The following is a 12636-nucleotide window of genomic DNA, read 5'->3' on the forward strand; positions in this document are numbered from 1 at the left end:
TGGGGAATTACGTGCAAATTAGCAGTGCGATTTTATGTTTCGTCTTATATGCGTATGTTATTATTGCGGCGGTTTATTTTGGGATAAGTTTTTATGCCTATCGTTTAGTAGATAATAATGAATATGACGAAACATACAAATGGGTGAAGAGATATTTATCACCTGTACTAGAAATTATGAATGGGTTTGTGCTCTTTTTATTTATTGGATTAATTGCTTTCTCAACGAGTTTAGTAGGGAATAAAACTACGTTATTTGTATTGGGTATCATTATTTTTATGCTGTTAGGAATAAGGATTGGTAATACGGTCTTTTGGAATGAAAGAAAAGTAGATGGTTGGACGGGAATGTTAATTCCGTGTATGTTAGCTGCAATCGTGACAAATATAGAACATGAATATTATCAATTACATTTTTGGCTCATTATCGTTTTAACAATTCTTTCTGTTTTGTATATAAGCACAGTAGTACTAACATATATTGCACATGAAAAAGGAGATGTTAAAGGCACTCGTTTCTTTAGAGGACGGGCATTATTTTGGAGTGTGCCGACGATGGCAGTTATCGCGCTTATTGCGATATTAGTAAATGGATATCAATTTTCTAATTGGCAACTATTTTTAGAAAATTGGTGGATCTTTATCTTTTCGTTTATTGCTTTTTTAGGTGCAACGCATTATTTATTTCATCAACATCATTACATATGGGCGTTGTTATTTGCATTCATACAGCTGCTATTTGCCTTTTTTGGTCAAGAAACATTATTATTCGTTTTTGAAACATTTAGTTCGTTTGGAAATATATTTGTATTTGCTATGTTACTTGTTGGTATCGCTTTTTACTTGCAACAATATTTTTATATACAAAAACAAAAATAAGAGCTAATTACAGTTTTTGTGACGCATATAAAGTGTGTTACACTGAAAATAAATAGTACTTGAAGTTATTGGAGGAATTCCTGTGGGTGAGAAAGAAAAAGAGTTTGCTGTCATTGGACTTGGTCGCTTTGGTGGAAGTATTTGCCGAGAACTAGCTCAATTAGGTATGGAAGTAATGGCAATCGATTCAGATGAGGATAAAATTAATGAATTTGCAAATATAGCTTCGCATGCTGTAATTGCAGATTCAACAGATGAGATGGTATTAAAAAGCCTTGGTATTCGAAATTTTGATCACGTAGTCGTTGCTATTGGAGATAATTTAAATTCAAGTATTTTAACTACTTTGATTTTGAAAGAATTGGGTGTAAAAAATATTACTGTAAAAGCTCAAAATGATTATCATGAAAAAGTGTTAAGTAAAATAGGTGCAGATCATATTGTGCATCCAGAACGTGATATGGGAAAAAGGATTGCTAATAATATTGCATCAAGCAATGTGTTAGACTACCTTGAGCTTTCAGATGAGCATAGTATTGTAGAGATTATTGCGAATAAAAAAATTGATGGGCACTCTTTAATTGAATTAGATATTCGTGCGAAGTTTGGATTGAATATTGTAGCAATTAAACGAGGTAAAGAAGTTATCGTATCCCCTCGGGCTACGGAGAATATTCAAGCAGGAGATATATTAATTGTCATTGGTCATGACGATGAAGTGGATCGATTTAAACACTTTTTAAGATAAGAGAAAAGAAAAGGACAATGCCTTCATAGCATTGTCCTTTTTCTTATATTTCCATAATGATTGGTAAAATCATTGGACGGCGTTTCGTTTTCTCATATAGGAATGGAGCTAATGTGTCTGTAATTTCATTTTTAATTTCAGACCATTGTGTTGTTTTACGCTCCATTACTTTTTCTAAATGAGTTGTAATTAATGTTTGTGCATCATTGATTAAATCGCTGCTTTCACGCATGTAAACGAAACCGCGTGAGATGATATCAGGTCCTGCTGCAACTTTAAATTCTTTCATATCAATGCTTACAACTACAATTACAAGTCCTTCTTCAGAAAGGATACGACGATCTCGTAATACGATATTGCCGATATCCCCAATACCGTTTCCATCAATGTAGACCGAACCAGATGGGATTTTTCCAGCTACGCTAGCTTCATCAGAACGTAAAGCAAGAACATCGCCATTATCCATAATGAAGCAATTTTCTTCAGGGATACCACAATCATTTGCTATGTTCATGTGCATACGCTGCATACGATATTCACCATGAATTGGCATGAAGTACTTCGGTTTAATTAGACGTAACATTAACTTTTGTTCTTCTTGCCCACCGTGTCCACTTGTATGGATATTTGAAAGTTTCCCGTGAATTACATCAGCGCCAGCGCGGTACAACATGTTAATTGTACGACTTACGCTAATTGTATTTCCTGGAATTGGTGAAGAAGAGAAAACAACTGTATCTCCAGGAATAATTTGAATTTGGCGGTGTGTACCGTTTGCAATACGTGAAAGTGCTGCCATCGGTTCACCTTGACTACCTGTACATAAAATAACAACTTTATTAGCTGGTAAGCGGTTTAGTTGAGATGCATCTATGAATGTATCTTTCGGGCAACGAATATAACCAAGGTTTTGTCCGATTTCAATCGCTGCTTCCATACTTCGACCAAACACAGCTACTTTACGGTTGTTTTCAACAGCAGCTTCAATAACTTGTTGTAAGCGGTGAATATTTGATGCAAAGGTTGCGAATATAATCCGTCCGTCTACTTTACGGAAAATGTCTTGAATGCTATCACCAACGCGACGCTCAGACATAGTAAAGTTTGGAACTTCACTGTTCGTACTATCAGATAATAGACATAGCACGCCATCTTTACCGATTTCAGCCATTTTTGTTAAATCAGCTGGTTCACCAACTGGTGTGAAATCAAATTTGAAATCACCTGTATGAACAACTTGACCTTGAGGTGTTTTCACAACAACGCCGTACGAATCTGGAATACTGTGAGTTGTACGGAAGAAGGATACAGACGTTTTTTTGAATTTAATAACGTCATCTTCTTGAATTTCGTAAAGTTTTGCTTTACGAAGTAAGCCGTGTTCTTCTAATTTGTTTTTGATGAGTGCAATTGCTAATTTTCCGCCGTAAATCGGGATGTTCACTTGACGTAATAGGTAAGGGATTCCGCCGATATGATCTTCGTGACCATGTGTAATGAATAACCCTTTAATTTTATCTTCGTTTCGCACAAAATAAGTGTAGTCTGGTATTACATAATCGATTCCGAGAAGTTCGTCCTCTGGAAATTTAATTCCAGCATCAATTATAATAATTTCATCTTGAAATTGAACAGCGTATGTATTTTTACCGATTTCACCAAGCCCACCGAGAGCAAATACAGCAACTTGGTCGTTTTTTAGAAATTTCATATCGCTATACGATTTCCGCTAATGTTAAATCAGCGTTTTCTTTTTCATATTCAAGATGAGCGCCAGTAACAGACTGAACAAACTCGATATTATATGCGAACTTATTTAATTTTGTACGAACATCCTTTTCAGACGTAGCCTTTAAATATAAAACTTTTGTATTTTCACGTACTGGAACCTCAGTTAATTTTTCTTGATAAAATACTTTAAAAATCATTTGGAAAACCTCTCCTTGTCTATGTTTTGCATTATCTGTTACTTATTATAAAGCAAACAGTCACGATTTTCATGTTTTTTCGAATGAGAATGAAGAAAAAGCCCGAAATGGGCACAATTTAAGCGATTGTCTTTTTACGGACTAGACCGTTTAAATAACGCTTGAGCTTTTTCTTCAGCTTCTTCAGCATGATTACTCCTTCCTTTCCTTATTTTAAACATGCATATTACTAGTGAAAATTCTATCTCTGATATAAGAGATAGGACAAAAGTGAATGGTGAGTCTTGTCCTTTCCCATACAGTGAAAGTTATTCTATAGTAACGATTAGTAGCCGTTAGTTATAGGTATAGTATGAGGAAGAATGGAAAAGAAAATTCATCCGAACAAGTATCCACATGTTTTACTAATATATATATGCAAAGTTTACAAATAAGGTCAGAAAGGGAACGCTTTCTTCACAGATGTTTAATATGTTATACTTTTTTTTAGAATTTGAAAAGTGATATTCAAAATAGGAATATAGAGTGCCAGAAAGGATTTTGACAAATGAATGATAAAATTGTCTTTTTTGATATTGATGGAACATTATTAGATCATGATAAAAAAATTCCACAATCTACACGAGATGCAGTAAAACAGTTACAAGAAAAAGGTGTACATGTAGCAATTGCGACAGGGCGCGCGCCATTTATGTTCGAAGATATTCGTAAGGAACTTGATATACATAATTATGTTAGTTTTAATGGACAATACGTTGTCTTTGAAGATGAGGTAATATTTAATAATCCGTTACATCCAGATTCTTTACATAAGTTTACTCAGTTTGCAAAACAAGAAGGATATCCACTTGTATATCTTGACCATCAAGATATGAGAGCATCAGTGGAATATCATGATTATGTGAAAGAAGGCTTTGGAAGCTTAAACTTTGAGCATCCACCATATGAGCCTAATTTTTATGAGGAACGTAATATTTATCAAACACTACTTTTTTGTGAAGTAAATGAAGAGGAAAAGTTTATTAATCATTATCCAGATTTTCATTTTATTCGTTGGCATGCATATTCAATGGATATCATTCCGAATGGTGGTTCTAAGGCAAAAGGAATTGAGAAATACATTGAAAAGTTAGGTTTTAATCGTGATCAAGTGTATGCATTTGGAGATGGTTTAAATGATTTAGAAATGATCGAAGCCGTTGGCACAGGTATTGTGATGGGAAATGGCCATGAAGACTTGAAAAAACTTGCAAATCATGTGACAAAGGATGTTAGTGAAGACGGTATATATCATGGACTAAAGTGGGCTGGATTGCTATAAGTGAATATGGAACCCATTTCATAATAAAGAGGCGGAAGATTAACTTCCGCCTCTTTATTATTATCGCTCTAGAGGTTTGGAATCATCAGGAGCGGCAAAAGGATTTTCTTTATTGATATGGTCATAGAACATAACGCCATTTAAATGGTCAATCTCGTGTTGGAATACGATTGCTGGTAAACCTTTTAAACGTAATTTTACTTCTTCCCCGTTAATAGAAGTTGCTTTTACTGTAATTCTTGTATAACGAGGAACATAACCAGGTACTTCGCGGTCTACAGATAGACAGCCTTCACCGCCCTGTAAATATGTACGTTCAACAGAATGGCTAATGATTTTTGGATTGAATAATGCATGGCTATATAATGTACCGTCCGCATCGGTTACATGAACTGCAATCATTTTTTTTGAAACACCGATTTGCGGAGCCGCTAATCCGATTCCAGGGCGTAAACTATATTTTTCAGCCATTTCAGGATCTTGGCTATTTATTACAAATTCAATCATTTCTTTTAGGGTAGTTGTATCTTTTTCGCTTGCCGGTAATGAAACATCTTCTGCAACGTTGCGCAAAATAGGATCTCCTTCGCGAATAACATCTTTCATTGTAAGCATATGTAATCTCTCCTTTCCTCTTTAGTCTACCAAAGGAGATGGAAAAAGTCATCGGCAAGAAAGGGAAGGTATTTTGGAAATCGTTCTATTATAGAGTATTTATGTATGTGATAAACAGAAAAAGACGGCAAAGCCGTCTTTTTCTTTCCATAGTTGTTTCGTTTTACATTAGCGAATGCAAGCAGCACCAACGATAATTAAAAGAATAAACAACACAACGATTAAGGCGAAGCCGCGTCCAGACCCGCCACAAGAACCGCCATAACCGTAGGAAGGATATGAACAAGTTGGATAGCAATATGAGTATCCGTACATGAGATGACCTCCTTTATCATTTCCCGCTAATACTGCGGTTACTATAATGTATGGAAGAGAGGGTAGAAATGTATAGGTATTTACCTAAAAAAGGAAGGATAGTTTGTATATTTTTGTTACGAAGAGAGAAAAACTAAAGAGAATTAAATCGTTTACATATTATTCTAAGAGAAAAAATAAGTGAAAAAGGGAATAATATAACAGTAGGTCAATGCTTACTAATACAGATGTAAAAAATAAAAACACGTTTGTGTAGTAGAAACCTGCATATTATTTATAAAAAAACGTATTCAAAGTAATTGACATCGTAATTAGAATAGTTGTAAACTAAAAAACGTGATCAAGATTGTATTAATATGTTTCTGAAAAAACATTAGTACAGATTGTTAGGTACACAAAATTATTCTCAACCGACAGATAAACATGTTGGTTTACATCGTTGCGCTTTTTAAACTGGAAAATAGCCAGTGAAAGCGTTTCAGAATATGGTTCAAGAGAGGAAGAGGTGAACGGAATGGGTACTAAAACAAAAAAGACCCTATTTAATGTTGATGAGCAAATGAAAGCTATCGCAGCTCAATTTGAAACATTACAAATTTTAAATGAAAACGGTGAAGTTGTGAATGAAGCAGCTATGCCTGAATTATCTGATGATCAATTAAAAGAATTAATGCGTCGTATGGTGTATACTCGCGTATTAGATCAACGTTCTATTTCTTTAAACCGTCAAGGACGTTTAGGTTTCTACGCACCTACAGCTGGACAAGAAGCTTCTCAATTAGCGAGTCATTTCGCACTTGAAGCAGAAGACTTCATCTTACCAGGATACCGTGATGTACCACAATTAGTATGGCACGGACTTCCATTATATCAAGCATTCTTATTCTCTCGTGGACACTTCATGGGTAACCAAATGCCTGAGAATGTAAATGCATTAGCTCCACAAATCATTATCGGTGCGCAAATCATCCAAACTGCTGGTGTTGCGTTAGGTATGAAACTACGTGGTAAAAAATCTGTTGCAATTACTTACACTGGTGACGGTGGTGCTTCACAAGGTGACTTCTACGAAGGTATGAACTTTGCAGGTGCATTCAAAGCTCCAGCAATCTTCGTTGTTCAAAACAACCGTTATGCAATTTCTACTCCAGTAGAAAAGCAATCTGCAGCTAAAACTGTAGCACAAAAAGCAGTAGCAGCAGGTATTTACGGAATTCAAGTAGACGGTATGGATCCATTAGCTGTATACGCAGCAACTGCTTTCGCTCGTGAGCGCGCAGTAAATGGCGAAGGTCCTACTTTAATCGAGACTTTAACATTCCGTTACGGTCCACATACAATGGCTGGTGATGACCCAACTCGTTACCGTACAAAAGATATCGAAAACGAATGGGAACAAAAAGACCCAATCGTACGCTTCCGTAAGTTCTTAGAAGCTAAAGGCCTATGGTCTCAAGAAGTTGAAGAGACAGTAATCGAAGAAGCAAAAGAAGATATCAAACAAGCAATTGCTAAGGCTGACCAAGCTCCAAAACAAAAAGTAACTGATTTAATGGAAATCATGTACGAAAAAATGCCTTACAACTTAGCTGAACAATATGAAATTTACAAAGAAAAGGAGTCGAAGTAAGCCATGGCTCAAATGACAATGATTCAAGCAATCACTGATGCTTTACGCGTTGAAATGAAAAATGATCCTAACGTACTTGTATTTGGTGAAGACGTTGGTGTAAACGGTGGTGTATTCCGTGCTACTGAAGGTTTACAAGCTGAATTTGGTGAAGATCGTGTAATGGATACTCCACTTGCAGAGTCTGGTATTGGTGGACTTGCAGTTGGTCTTGCACTTGAAGGATTCCGTCCAGTTCCAGAAATCCAATTCTTCGGTTTCGTTTTTGAAGTAATGGATTCAATTTCTGGTCAATTGGCTCGTATGCGTTACCGTTCTGGTGGACGTTGGACTGCTCCAGTAACAGTTCGTTCTCCATTCGGTGGTGGTGTTCATACTCCTGAACTACATGCTGATAGCTTAGAAGGATTAGTGGCTCAACAACCTGGTCTAAAAGTTGTTATTCCATCTACTCCATACGATGCTAAAGGTCTTTTAATCTCTGCGATTCGTGACAACGATCCAGTTATCTACTTAGAGCATATGAAATTGTACCGTTCATTCCGTCAAGATGTACCAGAAGGCGAATACACAATTGATTTAGGTAAAGCTGATATCAAACGTGAAGGTACAGATGTATCTGTTATCGCTTACGGTGCTATGGTTCACGCTGCATTAAAAGCTGCTGAAGAACTTGAAAAAGAAGGTATCTCTTTAGAGGTTGTTGACTTACGTACAGTTCAACCATTAGATATCGAAACAATCATCGCTTCTGTTGAAAAAACAGGTCGCGTAGTTGTAGTTCAAGAAGCTCAAAAACAAGCTGGTATTGCAGCTAACGTTGTAGCGGAAATTAACGACCGTGCAATCTTAAACTTAGAAGCTCCAGTTGTACGTGTTGCAGCTGCTGATACAGTATTCCCATTCTCTCAAGCAGAGAGCGTATGGTTACCAAACCACAAGGATATTGTTGAAGCTGTAAACAAAGTAATGAACTTCTAATTTTTAGTTTTTCATGTGCAAAAGAAATCAGCACATGCTGGTTTCTTTTGTACATATTCCATAATAATGAAATGAATCAGGGGGCTGAATTCCGTGGCATTTGAATTTAAACTACCAGATATCGGTGAAGGTATCCACGAAGGTGAAATCGTAAAATGGTTTATTAAACCAGGCGATGAAGTAAATGAAGACGATGTACTTCTTGAAGTACAAAATGATAAAGCAGTAGTAGAAATCCCTTCTCCTGTTAAAGGTAAAGTACTTGAAGTACTTGTAGAAGAAGGAACAGTTGCAATCGTAGGAGATACATTAATTAAATTTGATGCTCCTGGATACGAAAACCTTAAATTTAAAGGTGACGATCATGATGAAGCTCCAAAAGCTGAAGAAGCAGCAGTAGAAGCTCCAGCAGCGGAAGCTACTCCAGCAGCAACTGCAGAAGTAGTAAATGAGCGCGTAATCGCTATGCCATCTGTTCGTAAATACGCTCGTGAAAAAGGTGTAGACATTCATAAAGTAGCTGGTACTGGTAAGAACGGCCGTATCGTAAAAGCTGACATCGATGCATTTGCAAATGGTGGACAAACTGTAGCAGCAACTGAGGCTCCAGCAGCAGTAGAAGCTACTCCAGCAGCAGCGAAAGAAGAAGCACCAAAAGCACAACCAATTCCAGCTGGTGAATATCCAGAAACTCGTGAGAAAATGAGTGGTATCCGTAAAGCGATTGCGAAAGCAATGGTTAACTCTAAACACACAGCTCCTCACGTAACATTAATGGATGAAGTTGATGTAACTGAGCTTGTTGCTCACCGTAAGAAGTTCAAAGCAGTAGCAGCTGACAAAGGTATTAAATTAACTTACCTTCCATACGTTGTTAAAGCTTTAACATCTGCATTACGTGAATACCCAATGTTAAACACTTCTTTAGACGATGCATCTCAAGAAGTAGTTCATAAACATTACTTCAACATCGGTATCGCAGCTGATACAGACAAAGGTCTATTAGTACCAGTTGTTAAAGATACAGATCGTAAGTCTATCTTCACTATTTCTAACGAGATCAACGATCTTGCTGGTAAAGCACGTGAAGGTCGTCTAGCTCCAACTGAAATGAAAGGTGCTTCTTGCACAATTACAAACATTGGTTCTGCAGGTGGACAATGGTTCACTCCAGTTATCAATCACCCAGAAGTAGCAATCCTTGGTATCGGCCGTATCGCTGAAAAACCAGTTGTGAAAAATGGCGAGATCGTTGCAGCTCCAGTATTAGCATTATCTCTAAGCTTTGACCATCGTTTAATTGACGGCGCAACTGCTCAAAAAGCGTTAAACCAAATTAAACGTCTATTGAATGACCCACAATTATTAGTAATGGAGGCGTAATAACAATGGTAGTAGGAGATTTCCCAATTGAATTAGATACAGTCGTTGTTGGTGCAGGTCCTGGTGGATACGTTGCGGCAATTCGTGCAGCACAATTAGGTCAAAAGGTAGCAATTATTGAAAAAGCTAACCTTGGTGGCGTATGCTTAAACGTTGGATGTATTCCTTCAAAAGCGTTAATCAATGCAGGTCATCGTTATGAGAATGCAATGCATTCTGATGACATGGGTATCACTGCAGAGAACGTAAAAGTTGACTTTACAAAAGTTCAAGAATGGAAAAACGGCGTAGTTAAGAAATTAACTGGCGGTGTTGAAGGCCTTCTTAAAGGTAACAAAGTTGAAATCATTCGCGGTGAAGCTTACTTCGTAGATGCTAACACATTACGCGTTATGACTGAAGATGCAGCTCAAACTTATACGTTTAAAAATGCTGTTCTTGCAACTGGTTCTACACCAATCGAAATTCCAGGATTCAAATACTCTAAACGTGTTATCAACTCTACAGGTGCTTTAAGCTTACCTGAAATTCCTAAAAAACTTGTTGTAATCGGCGGCGGTTACATCGGTATGGAATTAGGTACTGCATATGCTAACTTCGGTACAGAAGTTACTGTAGTAGAAGCTGGCGACGAAATCTTAGCTGGTTTCGAAAAAGCTATGAGCTCTGTTGTTAAACGTGCTCTACAGAAAAAAGGTAACGTAAATATCCATACAAAAGCTATGGCTAAAGGCGTTGAAGAAACAGAAACTGGCGTAAAAGTTAGCTTTGAAGTTAAAGGTGAAATCCAAACTGTAGAAGCAGATTACGTATTAGTAACTGTAGGTCGTCGTCCAAACACTCAAGAAATCGGTCTTGAGCAAGTTGGAGTTAAAATGACTGACCGCGGCATCATCGAAATCGATGAGCAATGTCGTACAAATGTACCAAACATCTATGCAATCGGTGATATCGTTCCTGGACCACCATTAGCTCACAAAGCTTCTTACGAAGGTAAAGTAGCTGTAGAAGCAATTAGTGGCCATGCATCAGCTATCGATTACATCGGAATTCCTGCAGTATGCTTCACTGATCCAGAATTAGCATCTGTTGGTTACACTAAAAAACAAGCTGAAGAAGCTGGAATGACTGTAACTGTATCTAAGTTCCCATTCGCTGCTAACGGTCGTGCATTATCATTAAACAGCACTGACGGTTTCCTACAACTTGTAACACGTAAAGAAGATGGTCTTCTTGTAGGTGCTCAAGTTGCAGGTGCAGGTGCTTCTGATATTATCTCTGAGATTGGTTTAGCTATCGAAGCTGGAATGACAGCTGAAGATATCGCTCAAACAATCCATGCTCACCCAACATTAGGTGAAATCACAATGGAAGCAGCTGAAGTTGCTCTTGGAATGCCAATTCACATTGTAAAATAATTTAAGTAATGTAAATAGCCCCTCTCTTATTGTAAGAGAGGGGCTATTTTTATTTTCATCAAATGACTTGCAAGGTCTTTAAACGTACTTGTCGAATGAATATATAATACTTTAACAAATGATTTAGGCGTAACTTACTTCAAAGGTAATATATATCATCCTATAATATGTAATTGATTCAAACTTAACCCCATATATTAATAAAATAGAGCATGTCAAAGGAGAAGGTTCCATGAAAATATTACATGTTATATTTTATCATTTACTACTATGGAGTGGCTTTTCCACTGTATTAACATTATCGAATGGTGATAAGTTTCATTATAAAGTTATTCTTTTTTTCGTATTCCTGTATTTAGCCTATGTAATAGCATATTTTGTATTACACGTAAGAAAGCAAGCTTTATTTCTTACATGTTCGAATTGTATACTATTTTTAATCATATTATCTATTTTTTAAATTAACGTTTATAAAAATACATTGTTCTTCCATTAAATAATTGTAACTCTCCTTCTAATTTCTTCGCTAAAAAACGGCAAAATTCATTCGCTTTCCCTTTGTCACCATATGTTGCATTAGGTGGTAAAGAAACTTGGATGAAAGATTGTTCATTTTCTATACCAACACCAATATAAATTGAGTCATACCGGTCGTGATTGGATTGAAGTTTTAATGTTGTTGCTGATGTATCTAAAATTTCATAAGGAAAAGCGGTATTTGTATACGGGTAATTAATTTGGGCACCAGTTTTAGAAGTAACTGTTTTATAATAATGAAAAAGTTGTTTTATATCATCTATTGAAACAGATTGTTGATTGGATTTAGGTACAAGCGTAATAAAGGCATGTTGCATATAAGTTCCCCCTAACTTAGTAGAATACTATTATTCTACATCCTACTGAATTTTTTGACAATTAAAAGGAGTATTACATGTTTTGTTTAATATACTAGTAATGAAACGTGATGTAGAAAGGTGGAAACCAATGTTTGAAAAATTGTATGATGAGCATGAAAGTGTGAAGGTACGATTTTTAGGGTTTATGACACATGATACACGTTATGATTTTGGTGTTATTTATACAAATATGTTTTTTGGAAAACCGCTCATTGTTTGTATGCAAACAGGAAGGTCTACTTTACTCGGAAGAGATGATGTAGAGAATGTTCAATATATACAGGAGATTTTTAAATTAGGGTCAGAAGAGGAAGTGAAGGAGTTAGCTCAGTTTTTCAAATTTCTAGTTCCGTCAACTTCTTTACATGCGGAATATGAAGAATAATTAATGTGAAACAGTCGTACTTATAAATATGGCTGTTTTTTATTTGAATATCGCATACTAATTAAAATTTAAAATATTTAATGTGTTATACTAAAAACCTATTGACGTAAAAAGTATAACATATTAAAATAAAGACAG

14 protein-coding genes are annotated in these 12636 nt (G+C 36.2%); 9 read left to right on the plus strand and 5 right to left on the minus strand.

All coding sequences use genetic code 11. The features are described from left to right. Nucleotides 1-11: 11 nt before the first annotated feature. Nucleotides 12-878, plus strand: a complete 867-nt coding sequence (locus tag ACLBXA_RS04625) for a hypothetical protein (protein ID WP_001167320.1) — start codon at nt 12-14, stop codon at nt 876-878. 82 nt (nt 879-960) lie between these two features. Beyond that, the gene (locus tag ACLBXA_RS04630; RefSeq protein WP_000504032.1) at nt 961-1626 is read left to right on the plus strand and encodes a potassium channel family protein; all 666 of its coding nucleotides are present in this window, start codon (nt 961-963) and stop codon (nt 1624-1626) included. Nucleotides 1627-1669: 43 nt separating this feature from the next. On the opposite strand, the gene rnjA is transcribed toward ACLBXA_RS04630, so the two are convergent. Beyond that, nucleotides 1670-3337, minus strand: a complete 1668-nt coding sequence (rnjA, locus tag ACLBXA_RS04635) for a ribonuclease J1 (RefSeq protein WP_000670375.1) — start codon at nt 3335-3337, stop codon at nt 1670-1672. Between the two features lie 4 nt (nt 3338-3341). Beyond that, on the minus strand, nt 3342-3554 hold the full coding sequence (locus ACLBXA_RS04640; protein ID WP_447617111.1) for a DNA-dependent RNA polymerase subunit epsilon: 213 nt from the start codon (nt 3552-3554) through the stop codon (nt 3342-3344). 547 nt (nt 3555-4101) lie between these two features. On the opposite strand from ACLBXA_RS04640, the gene ACLBXA_RS04645 reads away from it, so the two are divergent. Next, nucleotides 4102-4875, plus strand: coding sequence for a Cof-type HAD-IIB family hydrolase (locus ACLBXA_RS04645; RefSeq protein WP_000998271.1), 774 nt, complete (start codon nt 4102-4104; stop codon nt 4873-4875). 60 nt (nt 4876-4935) lie between these two features. Here ACLBXA_RS04645 and def read toward each other — a convergent pair whose 3' ends face one another. Together def and ACLBXA_RS04655 are read right to left on the minus strand one after the other, a co-directional pair. Further along, complete coding sequence (gene def / locus ACLBXA_RS04650; protein ID WP_000957043.1) at nt 4936-5490, minus strand: peptide deformylase; 555 nt, start codon at nt 5488-5490, stop codon at nt 4936-4938. 168 nt (nt 5491-5658) lie between these two features. Continuing rightward, the gene (locus ACLBXA_RS04655; protein WP_000274562.1) at nt 5659-5805 is read right to left on the minus strand and encodes a YjcZ family sporulation protein; all 147 of its coding nucleotides are present in this window, start codon (nt 5803-5805) and stop codon (nt 5659-5661) included. Nucleotides 5806-6319: 514 nt separating this feature from the next. Between ACLBXA_RS04655 and pdhA the strand changes: the two genes are divergently transcribed. The 5 genes from pdhA to ACLBXA_RS04680 all read left to right on the plus strand — a co-directional run bounded on the left by pdhA (nt 6320) and on the right by ACLBXA_RS04680 (nt 11677). Then, nucleotides 6320-7435, plus strand: a complete 1116-nt coding sequence (gene pdhA / locus ACLBXA_RS04660) for a pyruvate dehydrogenase E1 component subunit alpha (RefSeq protein WP_000536895.1) — start codon at nt 6320-6322, stop codon at nt 7433-7435. 3 nt (nt 7436-7438) lie between these two features. Next, nucleotides 7439-8416: a pyruvate dehydrogenase complex E1 component subunit beta gene (gene pdhB, locus ACLBXA_RS04665; protein ID WP_000068163.1), complete on the plus strand. Its 978-nt coding sequence runs from the start codon at nt 7439-7441 to the stop codon at nt 8414-8416. Between the two features lie 93 nt (nt 8417-8509). After that, complete coding sequence (gene pdhC / locus ACLBXA_RS04670; protein WP_000863420.1) at nt 8510-9799, plus strand: pyruvate dehydrogenase complex dihydrolipoyllysine-residue acetyltransferase; 1290 nt, start codon at nt 8510-8512, stop codon at nt 9797-9799. 5 nt (nt 9800-9804) lie between these two features. After that, on the plus strand, nt 9805-11217 hold the full coding sequence (gene lpdA, locus ACLBXA_RS04675; protein ID WP_000260104.1) for a dihydrolipoyl dehydrogenase: 1413 nt from the start codon (nt 9805-9807) through the stop codon (nt 11215-11217). 232 nt (nt 11218-11449) lie between these two features. Next, nucleotides 11450-11677 (plus strand): hypothetical protein, encoded by a 228-nt coding sequence (locus ACLBXA_RS04680; RefSeq protein WP_000697469.1) that lies wholly within the window; start codon nt 11450-11452, stop codon nt 11675-11677. A 1-nt stretch (nt 11678) separates the two neighbouring features. Here ACLBXA_RS04680 and ACLBXA_RS04685 read toward each other — a convergent pair whose 3' ends face one another. After that, complete coding sequence (locus tag ACLBXA_RS04685) at nt 11679-12071, minus strand: DUF1885 family protein (protein ID WP_001163295.1); 393 nt, start codon at nt 12069-12071, stop codon at nt 11679-11681. Nucleotides 12072-12201: 130 nt separating this feature from the next. Between ACLBXA_RS04685 and ACLBXA_RS04690 the strand changes: the two genes are divergently transcribed. Further along, a complete protein-coding gene (locus tag ACLBXA_RS04690) occupies nt 12202-12498 on the plus strand; it encodes a DUF3055 domain-containing protein (RefSeq protein ID WP_447617123.1) in 297 nt (98 codons plus the stop codon). Nucleotides 12499-12636: the final 138 nt, after the last annotated feature.

The sequence above is a fragment of the Bacillus sp. D48C genome (genome assembly GCF_053345735.1).

What these genes read in the sequence shown, in the direction of transcription:
- rnjA (WP_000670375.1), bottom strand. Translation starts at nt 3,337, where the DNA reads ATGAAATTTCTAAAAAACGACCAAGTTGCTGTATTTGCTCTCGGTGGG.
- ACLBXA_RS04640 (WP_447617111.1), bottom strand. Translation starts at nt 3,554, where the DNA reads ATGATTTTTAAAGTATTTTATCAAGAAAAATTAACTGAGGTTCCAGTA.
- ACLBXA_RS04645 (WP_000998271.1), top strand. Translation starts at nt 4,102, where the DNA reads ATGAATGATAAAATTGTCTTTTTTGATATTGATGGAACATTATTAGAT.
- def (WP_000957043.1), bottom strand. Translation starts at nt 5,490, where the DNA reads ATGCTTACAATGAAAGATGTTATTCGCGAAGGAGATCCTATTTTGCGC.
- ACLBXA_RS04655 (WP_000274562.1), bottom strand. Translation starts at nt 5,805, where the DNA reads ATGTACGGATACTCATATTGCTATCCAACTTGTTCATATCCTTCCTAC.
- pdhA (WP_000536895.1), top strand. Translation starts at nt 6,320, where the DNA reads ATGGGTACTAAAACAAAAAAGACCCTATTTAATGTTGATGAGCAAATG.
- pdhB (WP_000068163.1), top strand. Translation starts at nt 7,439, where the DNA reads ATGGCTCAAATGACAATGATTCAAGCAATCACTGATGCTTTACGCGTT.
- lpdA (WP_000260104.1), top strand. Translation starts at nt 9,805, where the DNA reads ATGGTAGTAGGAGATTTCCCAATTGAATTAGATACAGTCGTTGTTGGT.
- ACLBXA_RS04680 (WP_000697469.1), top strand. Translation starts at nt 11,450, where the DNA reads ATGAAAATATTACATGTTATATTTTATCATTTACTACTATGGAGTGGC.
- ACLBXA_RS04685 (WP_001163295.1), bottom strand. Translation starts at nt 12,071, where the DNA reads ATGCAACATGCCTTTATTACGCTTGTACCTAAATCCAATCAACAATCT.
- ACLBXA_RS04690 (WP_447617123.1), top strand. Translation starts at nt 12,202, where the DNA reads ATGTTTGAAAAATTGTATGATGAGCATGAAAGTGTGAAGGTACGATTT.